The following is an 18,101-nucleotide window of genomic DNA, read 5'->3' as shown; positions in this document are numbered from 1 at the left end:
AACTAGCTCAGCGATTATAGCCCGGGCAAGTTCAAGTTTTCACAGGAACATAGCAGAATACATTTATTTAACTCATAAAAAAACCACTTTGCATGAGCAAAGTGGTTTTTTCTTTACAACTGTTTTACTAAAATAGAATATTTATCGATTTAAAATAAAGGTAATAAAAACCTATTTATTTTAATAATTCGTAACTACGTTTAATAAAATTGGTTAACTCTTCACCTTTTAAAAGACCTTGTGATAAACGTGCTAAGTCTAAACTTTGCGTAATTAAACGTTCTTTGTCTTCTTTAGAGTCCGCTTCTAAAATATCACCAACTAAAGGCGAATTGGTGTTAACAATAAGGTTGTATATCTCTGGCATGTTACCAAACATATTCATACCACCACCTCCACCGGTCTGTTGCATTTCTTTCATTCTACGCATAAATTCAGGTTGGGTAATGATAAATGGTGAAGCATCACTATCCATAGCCTCTAATTGTACCGTGAATTTTTCAGAAGGAACAACCTCTTTTAAAAGGGTGTCTAAAGTGGTTTGTTGCTCTTCCGTTAATTTAGAAATCGTAGTTTCTTCTTTTTTAATTAAGTTGTCGATATGATCTCCATCAACACGTGCAAAAGAAATGTTTTCTTTAGACGATTCTAATTTCTGAATTAAATGCGATACAATAGGAGAGTCTAGCATTAATACTTCATAACCTTTAGCTTTGGCAGCTTCAATATAGCTGTGCTGTTGGTCTTTGTTAGAGGCGTAAAGTATAACAAGCTTACCGTCTTTATCGGTTTGGTTCGCTTTAGTTTTATTATATAATTCTTCGTAAGTATAGAACTTACCATCTACACTTGGATATAATGCGAAAGCATCTGCTTTTTCAAAGAATTTTTCTTCAGAAAGCATTCCGTATTCGATAACAATTTTTATATCATCCCATTTTGCTTCAAAATCTTCTCTATTGCTGTTGAATAGTGATTTTAATTTATCTGCAACCTTGCGCGTGATATAAGAAGAAATTTTCTTTACAGCACCATCGGCTTGTAAGTAAGAACGCGATACGTTTAATGGAATGTCTGGAGAATCAATAACACCACGAAGCATGGTTAAAAATTCAGGAACAATACCTTCAACATTATCTGTTACGTATACTTGGTTTTGATACAGTTGAATTTTATCCTTTTGAATGTTCATATCGTTGGTCATCTTAGGGAAATATAAAATTCCCGTTAAGTTGAACGGATAATCAACATTTAAATGGATATGGAATAAAGGCTCTTCAAATTGCATTGGGTACAATTCTCTGTAGAAGCCTTTATAGTCTTCTGCCTCTAACTCTGTAGGTTGTTTTGTCCACGCTGGGTTAGGGTTGTTAATAATGTTATCAACAGTAATTTGTTTATGAGGCTCAGTGGTCTCTTTACCTTCAGCATCTGTAGTCGTTTCCGGTGTAAAATCTGGATCGTTAATTTCCTTAGTTCCAAATTTAATTGGAATAGGCATAAACTTGTTATACTTGTTTAATAAAGCGCTGATTCTTTGTTCTTCTAAAAACTCAGTAGAATCGTCAGCAATATGAAGAATAATTTCAGTTCCTCTATCTGCTTTATCAGAAGGTTCTAAAGTAAACTCAGGAGAGCCATCACAAGTCCAATGTGCCGCCTCAGCTCCAGTATGTGATTTTGTAATAATCTCTACCTTCTCAGCAACCATAAATGCAGAGTAGAACCCAAGACCAAAGTGACCTATAATTCCAGAATCTTGTGCAGAATCCTTGTACTTATCTAAAAACTCTTCAGCACCAGAAAAAGCCACTTGATTAATGTATTTTTCTACTTCTTCAGCAGTCATTCCTAAACCTTGATCAATAATATGAAGTTTTTTACCTTCTTTATCAATCTTTACTTCAATTTGTGGATTTCCATATTCAGATTTAGATTCCCCTATACTTGTAAGGTGTTTTAATTTTAGCGTGGCATCTGTACCATTACTAATAAGCTCACGTAAAAAGATTTCGTGATCGCTGTATAAGAACTTTTTAATTAACGGAAAGATATTCTCTACCGATACATTAATACTTCCTTTTGTCATGATATATAGTTTTTTGTATAATTAATTTGAACGATTAGCTATAGTCAAATAAAATACCAAGACAATAATTGTGACAAGATGACATATACAAAAGTGTTGTTAATATACCGTAAGCTTAAGTTTTGTATTATGCGTGCATAATAAATATAAGTCCAACTAAATCTATGGTAACTCCGAAAAGATTAGCTTTGTTTTAGAATATTATAATAGAGCGATTGCTGAACTTAAATAAACGACACATGTATAATTCAAAAATAATTGGTTTAGGTAAATACGTGCCCGACAACGTGGTCACTAATGACGATTTGTCTAAAATGATGGACACTAACGATGCTTGGATCCAAGAGCGCACAGGGATAAAAGAGCGTCGTTGGGTAGAAAAGGGGAGTGACGATACCACTGCAACGATGGGCGTAAAAGCTGCTAAAGTGGCTATTGAGCGTGCCGGAATTGATAAAGATGATATTGATTTTATTATTTTTGCAACCTTAAGTCCTGATATGTATTTTCCTGGTCCTGGGGTACAAGTGCAACATGCTTTAGGAATTAAAACCGTAGGAGCACTCGACGTCCGTAACCAATGTTCTGGATTTATATATGCTATTTCAGTCGCTGATAATTTTATAAAAACAGGGATGTATAAAAACATCTTAGTTATTGGTAGTGAGTTGCACTCTTTTGGTTTAGATAAAACCACTCGAGGAAGAGGTGTTTCTGTAATTTTTGGTGACGGAGCTGGTGCTGCGGTATTAACCCGAGAAGAGAATAACAGTAAAGGAATTTTATCCACACACCTGCATTCTGAAGGGGAACATGCTGAAGAATTAGTGTTGGTTGCACCCGGAATGGGGAAACGTTGGGTAAGTGATATTATTGCGGATAATGATCCTAATGATGAAAGTTACTTTCCACATATGAATGGGCAGTTTGTGTTTAAAAATGCCGTGATTCGTTTTAGCGAAGTCATTATGGAAGGCTTAGCCAAAAATAAAATGGAGGTTTCGGCTATTGATATGTTAATTCCGCATCAAGCTAATCTGCGTATCGCTCAGTTCATTCAGAAGAAATTTAAATTGGCAGATGACCAAGTGTTTAATAACATTCAGAAATATGGAAATACAACAGCAGCGTCTATTCCTATTGCTTTAACCGAAGCTTGGGAAGAAGGAAAAATTAAAACTGGAGATACTGTTGTGTTAGCCGCTTTCGGTAGTGGGTTTACTTGGGGAAGTGCGGTTATAAAATGGTAAGAAAATTTTTATAAGTAAGCGTTCTACCTATCCTAAAACTATTTACAAACCTGACCTGTTTCTACGGGTCAGGTTTATTTGTTATTAATACGATGTATACCATCGTTTTTGTGTTCTAATTTTATATCTTGACCTCTTGAAAATGAATCACATCGAACGCATTCTCTACTTTTCAATAGCATATTGAAATTTTGTGTCGTGATTTTAAGACGATAAACTAATGAACCCGAACAACAAAATTATGGATACGAGTCCTCCCACTTTTGCGAGTAAATTAAAAAAGAAAATTAAAGATTTTGGCCCTGCCTTTTTTATCATTGGCTATGTCGTAGGAACCGGAAGCGTCACCTCCATGGTGGTCTCTGGGGCTAAATTTGGCTTAAGTCTCTCTTGGGCCTTATTGCTTTCTTGTTTTTTTACCTATTTCCTTTTAATCTCCATTAGTAAACTTACTATTGTTACAGGTGATACGCTGATGTTTTTATTTAAAAAGAATTTTGGTAAACCCATAACCTTATTTATTATTACCGCCTTAGTTGTATCTATTATTTCTTCTGTTATTGGCGTCATGGGCGTGGTGGCAGAGGTGTCTATGGAATGGATTGCCGTAAAAACATCCATTTCGTTTTTAAACAAACCTGCTATAGCAGCTTTATTTACGGCCTTGTTAATAGGTTTGTTCTGGACGGGGAAACACGAGAATTTTATTAAAGCGATGAGTGTTATGGTGGGCTTTATGGCCTTGGCTTTTGTATTTACCAGTTTTATGGTCATAAAAGAGTCTGGGAAGTCTATTGTAGATTTCTTTCCGGAGTTGCCTATCGGTGATAATACAGGTTTAATAATTGCCGGGATTGTAGGTACCACAATGGCTGGGGTTTGTTTAGCATCCCGTAGTATTTTAGTCCATGAAGAAAAATGGGGCTTAAACGATTTAAAGAAAGAAAATAAAGATGCACTTTCTGCTATGGTTATGACTTTTTTAATTAGTCTTGCTATAATGATAAGTGCTACAGGAACCCTGTATTTTAAAGGCACACCTGTTGATGATGCTACCGACTTAATGGCAGCATTAGGTCCGTGGGCAGGCGATTTTGCTCTCACCTTATTTACATTAGGGATCATAGGAGCAGGCTTATCGTCAATATTTCCTAACTTATTACTATTTCCTTGGTTAATTGCAGACTATAGCAATACACCACGAAATATGAAAAGACCATTATTTAAAGGTATTGTGGTGCTCGTAGCATTAACGGGTTTAATTGTGCCTTTTTTAGGCGGAAAACCGGTTTGGATTTTAATTGCCTCGCAAGCACTAAGTCCTTTTGTTATGCCATTAATCACCTTGTTTTTAATAATTTTACTGAATAAATCTCAACTGATGACATCGCATCTGCCTAAGCTAGGTATGAACCTTGCCTTGGGAGCGACGTTTATTTTTAACTGCTATATGTTATATGTCGCTTTAGTTGGATTTATAGATTTTGTACACTAATAAGTTTTAAGAGATTACAAACCCATGAGTAAAGATTTACAGAAATACGCCCATATACCTTTAAAACAAAAGTCTAATCGCGTTTGGAGAACTTACGAAGGCGGTGCCTTAATTGACCGTTGGAAAAACCATAGCCCTGAAACAGATGGGCAGATGCCAGAGCAGTGGATTATGTCTACCGTGACGGCTCGTGGAAATGGTAGGCCCGAAAATGAAGGCCTTTCTCTAATTGAAACCCCGGAGGGTACGTTTTCTTTAAAAGAACTAATAAAGGCCAATAAGGAATTATATTTAGGTGAAGGCCTGGCTAAAAAGTACGGCACTACTGGCGTATTGATAAAAATGCTCGATTCTATGGAACGTTTAACCGTGCAAGTACATCCGGATAAGGCGTATGCTAAAACCGTGTTTAATTCTGAATTTGGAAAAACAGAATCTTGGTATGTGTTGAATACCAGGGAAATTAATGGTAAAAAAAGTGTGGTGTACATGGGCTTTAAAAAGCATGTTACAAAAGCGCTATGGCAAACGCATTTTGAAAATCAAGATATTGAAGGAATGCTAGATTGTTTGCATAAAATAGAAGTACAACCTGGCGATGCTTTTATGATTTATGGTGGTGTACCACATGCTATTGGTGCGGGTTGTTTTTTAATGGAGGTACAAGAGCCTACAGATTATACCATGCGTGTTGAAAAAACAACACCAGCAGGATTAAAAATTGGCCCGGAGTTAATTCATCAAGGGGTTGGAGAAGCGAAAATGTTAGAATGTTTTCACTACGACACCTTTACTATGGAGGAAGCTTTAAACGAATGGAAAATTGAACCTGAAGTTTTAGAACAAACAGAAGCATATACGCTTAAAACCTTATTCAATATTAAGCATACCAATTGCTTTGGTTTAAGTGAGCTTCTATTAAATGGGGAACACACTATAAAAGGTAATGCTTGTTTTTATGTGGCGGTTATTTATTCCGGTGCAGGACAAATGATCTGTAATGGCAAAACCTATTCCTACACACAAGGGGATGAGATTTTTATTTCAGCAGCAATTTCAGAGCTCACGTTTAAATCAGACACCGCTTCTAAAATTTTACTGTGTTACCCGCCAAATTAAACAGCTTAACAATTCACAAATCAAAAGAAAATAAAAATATAAAATGAATTTATTTAATTTAGAAGATCAAATAATTCTTGTTACGGGAGCTTGTGGTGTTCTCGGTGGTGGTATTGCAAAATACTTATTAGAAAATAAGGCAACCGTAATCTTATTACATTATAAGGAAACTCCTTTATTAGAACGAATCCATGAATTTAAAGCTATAAGTGATAAGGTTGATGGCTATGTATGTAATGTGGTAGAGGAGGAAAGTCTTCAAGAAGTGGCTAGCACTATAATGGCTAAATATGGAAAAATTGATGTGCTTATTAATGCCGCTGGTGGTAATAAGCCAGGCGCAACGGTGGCTCCAGGTCAATCAGTTTTTGATGTAGATATAGAGCAATTTAAACAGGTTATAGATCTGAATTTATTTGGCAGTATTCTTCCGTCTTTGGTCTTTGGTAAAGAAATGTCTAAGCATAAAAAAGGAACTATTATTAATATGTCTTCTATGGCAGCCGATAGGGTGATTACTAGAGTAATGGGCTACTCGGCATCAAAAGCAGCTATAGATAATTTTACAAAATGGATGTCAGTAGAATTGGCTCAGAAATATGGCGAAGGTATGCGTGTTAACGCTGTAGCACCAGGATTTTTTATAGGAAACCAAAACCGTGCACTCCTTACTAATGAAGATGGGACTTATACCGATAGAGGTCATACCATTATAAGAAACACGCCAATGGGACGTTTTGGTGAGGCAGATGAACTTAACGGGGCTATACATTACCTCTGTTCAGAGGCTTCAAAATTTGTAACCGGAATAGTTGTTCCGGTTGATGGTGGGTTTAGTGCCTACAGTGGTGTTTAAAACACAACACTTTTAAAACTTAAAAAGCCCAAACGAAACGTTTGGGCTTTTCAGCTATTAACCAACCTTAACTAACACTATTATAAAAATTAATTTATAATCTTATTACTTAAAAACTATATAGCTTAAGACGTTAGAAATTCATTTTTATTACATCGTTTTTCGCATTTAACGCGTATTTAACAGTATAAAGAAAACGATTACGGTCCATTACATAAATGTGATAATTGCCGATTTAGAGTGTATTTGGCGGACTTAGATTAAAACATACCGCCACCTTCTTTCACATCGTTATCACGTTGTTTTCTAGACTTGGCTCTATAGTTACCCCCTCCAAAACGGTAAGATAAACGTGCAGAGATTTGTTGACTCTCCCAATTAAATTGCCCTTGTTGCGCATAAGGACGCGCGCTTTCGAATGCCGCATACATCGTATCAAAAATGTCGTTATAACTAAAGCTGAAATTTGCTCTATTCTCCATAAACGTATAACGAAGCCCTAAGTTAACCATAAGCATATCTTCCATTTCAAATTGTATATTTTGGTTTTTTCCGCGATACATTCCGAAGGCCGAAAGACTAAAACTTTTACTAATTTTAAAGTTATTGAAAGCTCTAGCGCTCCAAGCAACATTATCAACCTTCACCGTATTTAATAGAATATTCTGATCTTCATCAAAAGACTCTGCTAAACTTTTCTGAGATTGTGCATACAAATCAAAACTTGCATTTACACTCCACCAAGACGTTGGACGGTAGTTAGAAGATACTTCAACTCCGTAAGCCGTACTGTTGTCAAAATTAAGATTGGTCATAATCAATCGGTTGATGTCTGTACGATCTATAAGAATGGCTTGCTGAATTTCATCTTCAATAATTCTGTAAAATAAACCTGCAGTAAGGCTACCTTTTTCTAACTGTCGGGTATAGTTGGCCTCTATAGAATTCGTGAATTGTGGACGTAATTCCTGATTTCCAAATTGTGATATTAATGGGGTATTCCATTCTGGTAAAGGGTTAACTTGCCCAATCCCCGGACGATCTATACGTCGGCTATAACTCAATTGATAGCTGTTTTTTTCTGAAGGGCTATACGTGAAAAAGGCCGACGGATACAACTCAAAATAGTTGTTTTCAAAAGGAATATTTAAAACGTCATTAGACGCTAAATCTTGTTTAAAAGCATCAGAATCTACATAAACAGATTCCGCCCTTAAGCCAAGTTGATAACTCCATTTTTCTTTTTTAGTGCCGTAAGTGGCATAGGCAGAATAAATATCTCTGGTATAATCAAAACGTGTGGTTGTTGGGATGTAATCGCCATTGGCATTGGTTTCACGCGCATCAGATTCATAAAATAATTCTGTATCAAATAAACGTACTTGTAAGCCAAGCTCTAATTTTGTAGCCTCCGTTAACGGATTAACGTAATCTAAATTTAATGTGGTATTGCTTCGGTCTGTGTGGGTTTCTTCAATGAAATTAGGGCGTTGCGAGTTGTAAAAAGCGTTACTCGTGTCCGTAAGGCCGTTGTATGTATTGAAATCAGCTTCAAACTCAATATTGTGCCCTTCTTCATTAAAGTCGTGCTTATAATTCAGATTGTATTGTTGTGAGTCGTTATCGTTATCACCTCTGGTGTATTGCGATTCATCTAAAGTAGGATTAGTACGGTAGTCAATACTCGAATACACATCACTCCAAGCATCAAAAATATTCTGATTGGTAAAAACTGAAAGTGTGTTCTTGTCGTTAAGGTAATAATCAAGCCCTACTTTAAAGAGGTGCGATTTATTATTGTTTAAAATATTAAAATTCTGTGCAATGTTTTGTTCCACACGATTAATCTGTCCGTAGTTAACATTTTTAGCCACACTATTGCTGTAAGACCCGTAGAAATTTAATTTCCCGTTACGGTAATTGGCGTCTATAGAGCTGTTGAATTTTGGTTCTATATCATAAGCTAAGCCAACGTTAATATTACCATTAAAGCCAATTTGTGTGTTTTTGTGGAGGATAATATTAATAATACCACTCATCCCTTCAGGATTGTATTTTGCTGAAGGATTGGTAATAAGCTCAATACTTTTAATAGAGGTTGAAGGGATCTGTTTTAGTAATTGTTCCGCCGGAATATTAGATAATTTTCCGTCTACCATAACGCGTACATTCTGATTGCCACGTAAACTTAGTGCTCCCGTTTGTTGATCTACGCTTACGGCTGGAAGATTATTCATTATCTCACTCGCTGTGGCACCGGCGGTTTGTAAATCTTTTCCGATGGTAATAACTTTGCGGTCTACACGTTGTTGAATAGAAGAGACATCGGCTATAACAGTAACTTCGTCTAAGCCTGTGGATGCTTCTTCTAAGTGTATGGTTCCTAAATCTACTTTATAATTTGCTTTTCCAATAGTGATTTCTTGGTTGGTGGTTTTAAAGCCTACAAATTGAACAGACACTAGGATTTTCCCTTCCGGAAGGTTATCAATATAGAATTTTCCATCGTCGTCGGTGATTCCTCCTGTTATAATTTTTTTTGTCATATCTGAAATGACAATATTAACATATGGCAAGGGTTCGTTGAGTTCAGCGTCGATAACGCGACCGTATACAGCGCCATTCTTTAATGCTGAATGAGCCGCTGGCTGGGCGCTTATAAGAGTTGATGAAGCTATTATAAGCATAAGTAAAAACTGTTTCATTGTTTAGATTGATTAAATTTGATGGTATTAAGATTGTTTGATAAAGAGAAGACGATTATATTTAGGGTATGTTACTTAAATATATTTTCTTAACACGACTTTAACAATATGACAAAAAGAACACTAGTTATAGGCGCATCCTTAAAACCGGAACGCTACTCTAATATCGCTATTAAAAGATTAAGACGTTACCAACACGATGTCAAAGCCTTTGGTTTAAAATCAGGTGAAGTGGAAGGGGTGCCTATTGATACCGAATTAATGCCTTACCAAGATATCCACACCGTGACCTTGTATCTTAACCCACAACGTCAAAAACCATATTACGATTATATTGTGGGCTTAAATCCAAAGCGTGTAATTTTTAATCCAGGAACTGAGAATTCTGAATTTTATAATGTGCTAGAACAGCAAAATATTCCTTATGAAGTGGCGTGTACCTTAGTGCTTTTGGCTACAGATCAGTACTAAATTATTATTTTAGAAATTTAACTTTGGTATTTACTAAAGTCCCCACTTTAATCCCTTGATCAAGGCCAATATCTATAGCGGATCTATAATGAATACCTCCGTAAAGCCGACTCAACGCCGCCTCTTGGGCTGCTGCTCTAAAGGAATTGAAAGGTCTAATGGGTAAACCGTATTGTACTTCCGTGAGGTCTTCAAAATAAAAATCCTCACCAAAAATAGAGGTTAATATTTCTGAAGATGCCCCTGAGACCACCGAATGCCCGCTGGTATATTCCGGAAAGGGAGGAGTTTGCAAGACCGGCGCCCAAGATTTGTCTATATAAGCGTTGATTAATGTTTCAGGACGTACCAAATTGCTTCGGTATTTTTCATCCCAGCAACTTATAAAGGCATCGGCAATACCTAATGAGATTTTGGTGTAGGCGTAAACGGTTTTTTCAAAATCGGTCTTTGTTTGTCTGCAGGCAATTTTACAGATGCCTACCCAATGCGCTCCGGGTGTAATTTTCTTTACCGCAAACATAAAGTGGCCTTTATTTACAGAAACAAAAGGATTACAGTCCCAAAACTTAGCAATAAGAACCTCTGGGCTCTCGTCGCCTTTTTGTGACATCTCACGATTAACCGTGTATACCTCCATAACCTCTTTGTAAAACGGACTGTCTTTCTCTAATGAAAACTCAGGATGTCTTTGAGGTTTAAATTGCGCTGCAGAATCTAAAACAAAAGGTCTAATTTTACTCCAATGGGGCTCTATGCCTGTGGTGTATGAAGGAGGTGTAGGTTGCCATCTCGAAGGATCATCAGAGTAAATGTTGTAGTTAGGCATGGTGCGGGTTTCGGCATACTGGTCTTTTTGCATCCAAGTTGTTACTTGTTGGGAGATGGTTGTGCCATAAGTTTGAGCAGCTTCTAATTCATCAGGATTAAGCGTATTCCAATGTTGGTATAAGCTATCTCTGTAAGTGGTAATCGCTTCTTTTGAAAACACCAAATCTTTAGCAACGTCTAAATACGCAATGAGTGACGCTAATTTTAAATTCACTTTATCGTTCGTTTTTGTTGGATTAATGACCGACAAGTTGTTTAGTTGATCGCTTAAAGAATGATAGTTGGAACTCTCTTGGTTTAAGGTTTCATAGGCCGCAATATTAGAATAGGTGTAAATTCTGCTCGCTACAGGAGGAGAAAATATATCATGTACCATAATTTGGGTGAGTTTATCTACAGCATGGTGGTAATCTTCACTAGAAATTTCAATAGTAGGGTTTTCTGTGTTACATGATGAAAAGAGCACTACAATTAATAACGAAAGGGAGAAATAAAACTGTTTCATAGGGATTACTTGTAGGTATAAAGTAGTAAATTATCGTCGTTAGAAAGGATTAAGATTAAATTTTCATCCTTCATCTTTAGAGTTTCTAATTGTTTTACTTGCGTATGTATCGGAGCCATTCCGTAGTCTGAAATCAATTTATAATCATTTTCATTTTTTAATAAAAGGCCTTTTAAAGCCGTGTAAGCACCGTGATAGCTGTTTAGCTTAGTAGAGTTTCCGGCCACCATAAGCTGTGATTCATTCTTTACGTTGACATTTAAAAATATGGTAATCGGGGCTAATTGTAAAGCATCGTCAAAAGGAATAAACGTATTAAACTGCCCATGGTCATTTCTTATATAGCCTGAAGCTAATTGGTGCACTTCAAACTTTTTAGCACTATTGATAGTGGTTTTAGTCAGGGCTTCTTCAATGGTTTTACCAGCATAACTTTTATGTTTCGTGTAAATTCTATTAATCACATTCATCTGCGAGGCGAGTTCGTCTTTAGTGTTTAACGGGTAGTAGTAGCCTCCTTTATTGTAGGCTAAAAGCGTTTCATTTTTTCCATTTTGATCAAAGTCAGAATGATAAAGCTGTAATGGACCATCAAAGTTGAGGTTGAATTTAGTATTTAAGCCCCAATTACCTAATAAAATATCTTGGTCGCCATCTTTGTCTATATCGTAAGTGCTAACGGTTTGCCACAGACCATTAAGCTGCTGAGGTACGATGGTTGGGGTTAAGGTTCCGCTTTGGTTTAAGAAAATTTTGGGTGCATCCCATTCCGTAGCAACTAATAAGTCTTTTAATTGGTCGCCATTAATGTCTTCCCAACGCGCGCTGGTAACTTTAGATTCTACTTCAAAATTAGGCTGTTTTGTAAAATGCCCTGTTCCGTCGTTAACTAAAATATACGAGGAGACGGCTTGTCCAAAATCATGGGCATCAGAGTGGTTTCCTATAAAAAGATCCATGTCGTTATCGGAATCAAAATCATACGCGCTCACAACTGTGGTTACTAGAGGATTTAAAGGAATTTGAGACTGAGAGCGTTTAAACTGCCCGTTGTCATTGATGTACAGTCGGTCTACCTGAAATTCTTCAAGCTGTTCTTCTTGGATTCCAGAGGCGATGTAAAGATCCAAATCACCATCATTATCAGCATCGAAAAATTCGGCATCGTTATCTTCAAAAAGCGAATCATTTTCTATAGCTTTCATATGTAAAGGGGTAAAATGATGCCCGTTGTTCAGAAATAATTGAGCTTTCTTTCCGGAGCTATTCCCTATAAAAATATCTTCATAACCGTTATTGTCAATATCAGCTTTAGCTAGAGCCGGTCCTAAGGTCGAAATCCTATAAGGGATTAGTTTTTCCTCAGAGAAATCATTGTAATGATCTTCTTGATGGGTGAAGTCTATAAAAGACGCTTTCTTAAATGTGCTTGCTAAATCTGAAGGGGATTCTGGGTGATACGTTCGACTCTGTTCGGAATAATTCACCGTTAAAGTTTGATTAATTTTAGGGTTTTTAATTGTCTGAACCTTTTGGTTGGGCCATACGATTACGAGAGAATCGATAGTTGTGGCTTCGTTTAGTCCAAAGTGGAGTTGGTTGTTGACCGAAGAGGAGAAGCCGCGAGATCTAAATAATTGTTTTAATTGTGATTTATTGTTGCTATAAATTGTGGCTTTAAGGCCAATGCCTTCTTGGTTAGCGCCTTTATACTTAAAGTCTAATGCGATATAGTTTTTAGAGGTGTCGGTATTATTTTTGTATATACTTGCGGCAGCACCAAAATTGTTAGTTATCAGTTCTAAATCACCGTCTCCATCCAAATCTACATAAATAGAGCCATTAGAAAGGCTAGGTGTGTCTTCAATCCACTGACCGGTTTGGCGTTCAAATTGTTTTGAGTTGCCCTGGTAAATTTCGTTGGTGACTTTACCACTTGGCATTTCCCCAATAGAATTATAAAGCCATGCTAAAGCTTCATGTTCAGAACGTCCTCTAAAAGCATTGGAAACATATTTTTTAAAATCTAAACTATTAGGGCGTCTAAAGATTCCGTTGGTTATAAATAAATCTTGATGCCCGTCATTATTAAAATCGGCAAAAAGGGGGGACCAACTCCAATCTGTTGCAGCAACTTTGTTAAATAATGCTGTTTCTTGGAAATATTGCCCCTGATGATTAAGCTGAAGCATATTTCGGGCATATTGATCTTTATAGCCTAGTTTTTTTAAGTGCGCCTGTATATTAAACATAACATCATCGCCTTCTGTTTCTTTTAAGGTACGCTCGTCATTAGGGAGCATATCTAAGGTAATGAGGTCTTGGTAACCATCCCCATTAATATCGGCCACATCGCTGCCCATTGAAAAGCGGCTTATAGTACTAAAGGCTTTTCCAAGTTCTTCAGAAAATGTGCCGTCTTGGTTGTTGAGGTAATAATAATCATCTTCATGAAAGTCGTTACAGACATAGATGTCGTCCCAACCATCATTATTGAAATCTGCGATGGAGGCGCTTAGGCCGTACCCATTTTCACCACCAAAGATTTTTGCAGTCTCGCTGACATCTTCAAAAACACCGTTGTTATTATTGAGTAAAACATCACCTACTAAAGGTTTTCTCTCGTGTCTTAATTCTGCTTTACCATGTGATAGTGTGGTGTGCACCGCGTGGTTAACAATATAAACATCCAAGTCATCGTCTTTATCATAATCAAAGAAGTAGGCTTGGGTAGAGTAACCTTTAAAATCGAGGCCGTAAGCTTTGGCATTTTCTGTGAAGGTACCATCGCCATTGTTAATAAAGAGTTCATTATGCCCTTCAAAATCTAGAAGTCCAGAAACGGCACAAACATAGATGTCTAATAACCCATCATTATTAATATCAACCATAGTAACTCCTGTATTCCAGCTTGAATTCCCGCTAATCTGAGCTGTCTTTGAGACATCTTTAAATTTTAAATCGCCAAGGTTGAGGTAGAGTTTGTTTTCACCTGTATTAGAAACAAAATATAAATCAGGAAGTCCATCATTGTTAACATCACCAGAAGCAACGCCGCCACCGTTATAATAATAGATGTAGTTGATGATGCTATGTTCGGCATCTTCAGATACCATATTAGCAAAATCAACCCCAGTATCTAAAGGGCTTAAATTTTGAAGTATATGTGGTGAAACTTTTGTGGGTTGCTGTTCTGTACAAGCAGATAAAAGTGCAAGTGTTGATAAAGCAAATATTAATTTACGCATTGCTGGTTTGAGTTGGTCAATGCGATAAAAATAACACTTTTATTAACGTTTATTTAACATAGCTTTAACATTTGCTGAATTTTTAAAAAAGTGTTGTTAAAATTATTGATTTTTCTGAAAATAGTCAAGTCGATTGTGATATTTAATCAGTATGTTTTTCTTTTTTATTAGTTTTTATCAATAATAGTCCTAAAAACATCAAAAATCCATTATAAATTAGGATTTCGAATCCGATTTCATGACCGTTGAATAATTCTTTAGAATACAGGTTTAAGAAGTAGGAAATTAAAGGCGCTGCAATGGCAATAACCCAGACCCAACGATCTTTGATTTGAAATTTTGTTAATAATCCAAAAGCAAATAAACCTAATAAAGGACCATAGGTATAACCTGCAGCTTTAAATAGTTCCCAAATCACTGAAACATCAGTAAAAATAAAGTCGAATAATAGGATGACTAAAATGAGGGCAATACTAAATCCAATATGGACCTGTTTTCTTAAGCTTTTACGCTGGGTTTCTTTTTTATTTTCAATGTCTAATATGTCAAAACAAAATGCTGTGGTTAATGAGGTTAATGCCGAATCGGCACTAGAATAAGCAGCTGCAATTAAACCAAGTAAGAAAAAAGCAGACGTTACGATACCTATTTCTGGCAGCATTGCAATGGTAGGGAAAAGGTCGTCTTTTGAAGCCGTGATGCCATTGGCTGCGGCGTATTCGGTGAGCATTAACCCTAAGACTAAGAACAAGATGTTAACAAAAATAAGAACCACACTAAAAGTGATCATATTCTTCTGTGCATCTTTAAGGGTTCTACAGGTTAAGTTTTTTTGCATCATATCTTGGTCTAAACCCGTCATAGTGATGGTGATAAATATACCAGATAAGAAGCTCTTCCAGAAATACTGTGCATCATTGCTGTCTTCAAAAAAGAAAACTTTGCTCAAAGAGCTGTCTTGTGTAAACGTTACAAGTTCTCCAATACTATTAAAGTCTAAGGCTGAAGCTAAAAACACAATAGTAACCACTACAGAAACCAACATAAAAAGTGTTTGTAGTGTATCTGTAAAAATAATGGTCTTAATACCGCCTTTAAAGGTGTAGAGCCAAATTAAGGCAATTGTAATCATTACCGTAATTGTAAAAGGAATATGAAAGAGATCAAAAACAAGAAGTTGCAAGACCTTAGCGACTAAAAAGAGTCTAAATGCGGCACCCACAGTTCTAGAAATAAGAAATGCTACAGAGCCTGTTTTATAACTGGTAATACCAAAGCGATCTTTTAAATAGGTATATATAGAGGTGAGATTCAGTCTATAATAAAGCGGAAGCAGAACATAAGCGATTATTAAATACCCAAAAAAGTAGCCAAACACTACTTGTAAATACCCAAATTGTTTTGTGGCTATGGCTCCTGGAACCGAGATAAAGGTAACTCCAGATAAGGAGGCGCCAATCATTCCGAAAGCTACCAAATACCATGGTGCTGATTTATTGGCCTTAAAAAAAGCGGCATTAGAGTCTTCTTTTCCGGTGAAATAAGAGACGACGATAAGGATAGCAAAATAGCATACAATTAAGAAGAGTATGGCGGTTGGAGACATGCGGATCTAATTTTTAAAATAAAGTATGAAAGTAATGTATTTGTAAAAAAGGAATCTTAAAAAACAGACTTAATTATTAAAAAAGTGTCGTCTTTTAAATTTTAATGGGGTTAAGAGACTTTTAAATGGGTTACTTTTTTATCTGTAAAAATCAGTACCTTCGCGGCTATGGAATTTTCATCTAAACTCTTAGAGAATGCGGTTAATGAAATGGCGCAATTACCAGGCATTGGTAAGCGTACCGCATTGCGTTTGGTTTTGCATATGTTACGACAACCCGAGAATCAAACTTTTCAATTGGCCAAGGCTTTAACTAAAGTGCGTTCAGAAATTAACTTCTGTAAATCCTGTCATAATATTAGTGATACTATTTTGTGTGAAATCTGCGCCAACCCTAGTCGTAATAGCGAATTAATTTGTGTGGTTGAAGATATTAGAGATGTCATGGCTGTAGAGAATACCAGTTCTTTTAAGGGACTCTATCACGTGCTTGGAGGGAAAATTTCACCGATGGATGGTATTGGTCCACAAGATCTAAATATTTCCTCTTTGGTAGAAAAAGTAAAAGCAGGTAAGGTGAAAGAATTAATTTTTGCTATGAGTCCAACGATGGAAGGCGATACCACTAACTTTTACATTTTTAGACAAATTCAAGATTATAATGTGTCAACTTCTACAATTGCGAGAGGTGTGGCAGCCGGAAATGAATTAGAATATACGGATGAGGTTACACTAGGACGTAGTATTATAGACCGGATTCCTTTTGAAGCGTCCCTAAAATCTTAATCTAAATTTGAAACTTTCTGTTGTTATTTTAAATTATAATGTGCGCTACTTTTTAGAAGTTTGTCTTCGAAGCGTTGAAACCGCGATAGCAAATATTGATGCTGAAATTATAGTGATTGATAATCATTCTTCTGATGATAGCTGTGCTATGGTGAAACAGCTTTTTCCGTCTGTACATTTAATTGAAAATAAAGAAAACTCCGGATTTTCAAAAGGAAATAATAAGGCTGTCGCCCAAGCTAAAGGCGAGTATCTTTGTATTTTAAATCCAGATACTATTGTATCTGAAGACAGCTTTGTAAAGCTTTTGGACTTTTCTGCAGAGCAAGAAAATATCGGTATTGTGGGTTGTCAACTCATAGATGGTCGAGGGCAGTTTCTTCCAGAAAGTAAACGTCATATTCCAACCCCTAAAGTCGCTTTTCAAAAAGTGATAGGCTGCACGGATGCTTATTATGCCAACCATTTGCAAACCGATGCTGTTGGGCCGGTAGCTATTTTGGTAGGCGCATTTATGTGGATGAAAAGAGCAGTGTACCAAGAGGTAGGTGGTTTTGACGAAGCCTATTTTATGTACGGTGAGGATATTGACTTGTCTTACAAGGTGAAGAACGCCGGGTATCATAATTTCTATTATGGAGCCACCTCGGTAATTCATTTTAAGGGCGAGAGTACCTTAAAAGATGCTCAGTATGCAAAGCGTTTTTATGGCGCTATGCAGATTTTTTATAAAAAGCATTTTAAAAAGCATGTTTTTATGAGTGCGATGGTTTGGTTAGGGATTAAAATGGCGCAATTGATGCGTCCCCAAAGCAAAACGGCTAGTATTCCTGTTCGTCATGTTTATGCTTATACGCAGCATTTAGACCCTGCTTTAATTGAACAATTACCGCAATCACCTCATGTTTTAGAACAGCTAACCTCTCAGGTTAAAAATGAAAGTATGGTGGTGTACGATTTTAAATTATTGAAGCCTAGTGCAGTAATGGCGGATATGAAACGAAATGCTAAACAAGACACAATTGTGTTTAGATTTCTTTCAAAAAACTGTAAATTTATCCTCGGAAGCGATAGTGCAAGTAGTAGAGGAGAGGTTTTACGCTTCTGAAATGTTTTTTGTTGAATTAAATTCAGAAAAAC

The 18,101-nt window shown here is 36.4% G+C and carries 12 protein-coding genes; 7 read left to right on the top strand and 5 right to left on the bottom strand.

Annotation, left to right across the window (positions count from 1 at the left end; genetic code table 11):
* Positions 1-175 precede the first annotated feature (175 nt).
* Positions 176-2,089, bottom strand: coding sequence for a molecular chaperone HtpG (gene htpG, locus DFQ08_RS11060; protein ID WP_114310080.1), 1,914 nt, complete (start codon positions 2,087-2,089; stop codon positions 176-178).
* A 239-nt stretch (positions 2,090-2,328) separates the two neighbouring features.
* Between htpG and DFQ08_RS11055 the strand changes: the two genes are divergently transcribed.
* The 4 genes from DFQ08_RS11055 to DFQ08_RS11040 all read left to right on the top strand — a co-directional run bounded on the left by DFQ08_RS11055 (position 2,329) and on the right by DFQ08_RS11040 (position 6,809).
* Positions 2,329-3,339 (top strand): 3-oxoacyl-ACP synthase III family protein, encoded by a 1,011-nt coding sequence (locus tag DFQ08_RS11055; RefSeq protein WP_114310079.1) that lies wholly within the window; start codon positions 2,329-2,331, stop codon positions 3,337-3,339.
* Positions 3,340-3,559: 220 nt separating this feature from the next.
* A complete protein-coding gene (locus DFQ08_RS11050) occupies positions 3,560-4,834 on the top strand; it encodes an Nramp family divalent metal transporter (protein WP_114310078.1) in 1,275 nt (424 codons plus the stop codon).
* A 24-nt stretch (positions 4,835-4,858) separates the two neighbouring features.
* On the top strand, positions 4,859-5,953 hold the full coding sequence (locus DFQ08_RS11045; RefSeq protein ID WP_114310077.1) for a type I phosphomannose isomerase catalytic subunit: 1,095 nt from the start codon (positions 4,859-4,861) through the stop codon (positions 5,951-5,953).
* Positions 5,954-5,996: 43 nt separating this feature from the next.
* Complete coding sequence (locus DFQ08_RS11040) at positions 5,997-6,809, top strand: SDR family oxidoreductase (RefSeq protein WP_114310076.1); 813 nt, start codon at positions 5,997-5,999, stop codon at positions 6,807-6,809.
* A 260-nt stretch (positions 6,810-7,069) separates the two neighbouring features.
* Here DFQ08_RS11040 and DFQ08_RS11035 read toward each other — a convergent pair whose 3' ends face one another.
* Positions 7,070-9,514, bottom strand: a complete 2,445-nt coding sequence (locus DFQ08_RS11035; protein WP_114310075.1) for an outer membrane beta-barrel family protein — start codon at positions 9,512-9,514, stop codon at positions 7,070-7,072.
* A gap of 108 nt (positions 9,515-9,622) precedes the next feature.
* Between DFQ08_RS11035 and DFQ08_RS11030 the strand changes: the two genes are divergently transcribed.
* On the top strand, positions 9,623-9,985 hold the full coding sequence (locus tag DFQ08_RS11030; protein WP_114310074.1) for a CoA-binding protein: 363 nt from the start codon (positions 9,623-9,625) through the stop codon (positions 9,983-9,985).
* Between the two features lie 4 nt (positions 9,986-9,989).
* On the opposite strand, the gene DFQ08_RS11025 is transcribed toward DFQ08_RS11030, so the two are convergent.
* From DFQ08_RS11025 to DFQ08_RS11015, 3 genes are all read right to left on the bottom strand, one after another.
* Positions 9,990-11,321 carry a vanadium-dependent haloperoxidase gene (locus tag DFQ08_RS11025; protein WP_114310073.1) on the bottom strand — a complete coding sequence of 444 codons (1,332 nt, stop codon included), beginning with the start codon at positions 11,319-11,321 and terminating at the stop codon, positions 9,990-9,992.
* A gap of 5 nt (positions 11,322-11,326) precedes the next feature.
* Positions 11,327-14,569, bottom strand: a complete 3,243-nt coding sequence (locus DFQ08_RS11020; RefSeq protein ID WP_245935421.1) for a VCBS repeat-containing protein — start codon at positions 14,567-14,569, stop codon at positions 11,327-11,329.
* Positions 14,570-14,711: 142 nt separating this feature from the next.
* Positions 14,712-16,175: a sodium:solute symporter gene (locus tag DFQ08_RS11015; RefSeq protein WP_114310072.1), complete on the bottom strand. Its 1,464-nt coding sequence runs from the start codon at positions 16,173-16,175 to the stop codon at positions 14,712-14,714.
* Positions 16,176-16,343: 168 nt separating this feature from the next.
* Here DFQ08_RS11015 and recR point away from each other — a divergent pair, with 168 nt between their 5' ends.
* Positions 16,344-16,961, top strand: coding sequence for a recombination mediator RecR (recR, locus tag DFQ08_RS11010; RefSeq protein ID WP_114310071.1), 618 nt, complete (start codon positions 16,344-16,346; stop codon positions 16,959-16,961).
* A 7-nt stretch (positions 16,962-16,968) separates the two neighbouring features.
* Entirely contained in the window at positions 16,969-18,069 is a 1,101-nt protein-coding gene (locus tag DFQ08_RS11005) for a glycosyltransferase family 2 protein (protein ID WP_114310070.1), read from the top strand.
* Positions 18,070-18,101: the final 32 nt, after the last annotated feature.

It is taken from the genome of Winogradskyella arenosi (assembly GCF_003337305.1).
Lineage (GTDB): Bacteria > Bacteroidota > Bacteroidia > Flavobacteriales > Flavobacteriaceae > Winogradskyella > Winogradskyella arenosi.
The sequence above is the reverse complement of the archived record's forward strand: the minus strand, read 5'-3'. Positions and strand labels throughout refer to the sequence as shown.

Bases quoted from the DNA above. Each gene is read 5' to 3' on its own strand.
- htpG (WP_114310080.1), bottom strand. From the start codon at position 2,089: ATGACAAAAGGAAGTATTAATGTATCGGTAGAGAATATCTTTCCGTTA.
- DFQ08_RS11055 (WP_114310079.1), top strand. From the start codon at position 2,329: ATGTATAATTCAAAAATAATTGGTTTAGGTAAATACGTGCCCGACAAC.
- DFQ08_RS11050 (WP_114310078.1), top strand. From the start codon at position 3,560: ATGAACCCGAACAACAAAATTATGGATACGAGTCCTCCCACTTTTGCG.
- DFQ08_RS11045 (WP_114310077.1), top strand. From the start codon at position 4,859: ATGAGTAAAGATTTACAGAAATACGCCCATATACCTTTAAAACAAAAG.
- DFQ08_RS11040 (WP_114310076.1), top strand. From the start codon at position 5,997: ATGAATTTATTTAATTTAGAAGATCAAATAATTCTTGTTACGGGAGCT.
- DFQ08_RS11035 (WP_114310075.1), bottom strand. From the start codon at position 9,514: ATGAAACAGTTTTTACTTATGCTTATAATAGCTTCATCAACTCTTATA.
- DFQ08_RS11030 (WP_114310074.1), top strand. From the start codon at position 9,623: ATGACAAAAAGAACACTAGTTATAGGCGCATCCTTAAAACCGGAACGC.
- DFQ08_RS11025 (WP_114310073.1), bottom strand. From the start codon at position 11,321: ATGAAACAGTTTTATTTCTCCCTTTCGTTATTAATTGTAGTGCTCTTT.
- DFQ08_RS11020 (WP_245935421.1), bottom strand. From the start codon at position 14,569: ATGCGTAAATTAATATTTGCTTTATCAACACTTGCACTTTTATCTGCT.
- DFQ08_RS11015 (WP_114310072.1), bottom strand. From the start codon at position 16,175: ATGTCTCCAACCGCCATACTCTTCTTAATTGTATGCTATTTTGCTATC.
- recR (WP_114310071.1), top strand. From the start codon at position 16,344: ATGGAATTTTCATCTAAACTCTTAGAGAATGCGGTTAATGAAATGGCG.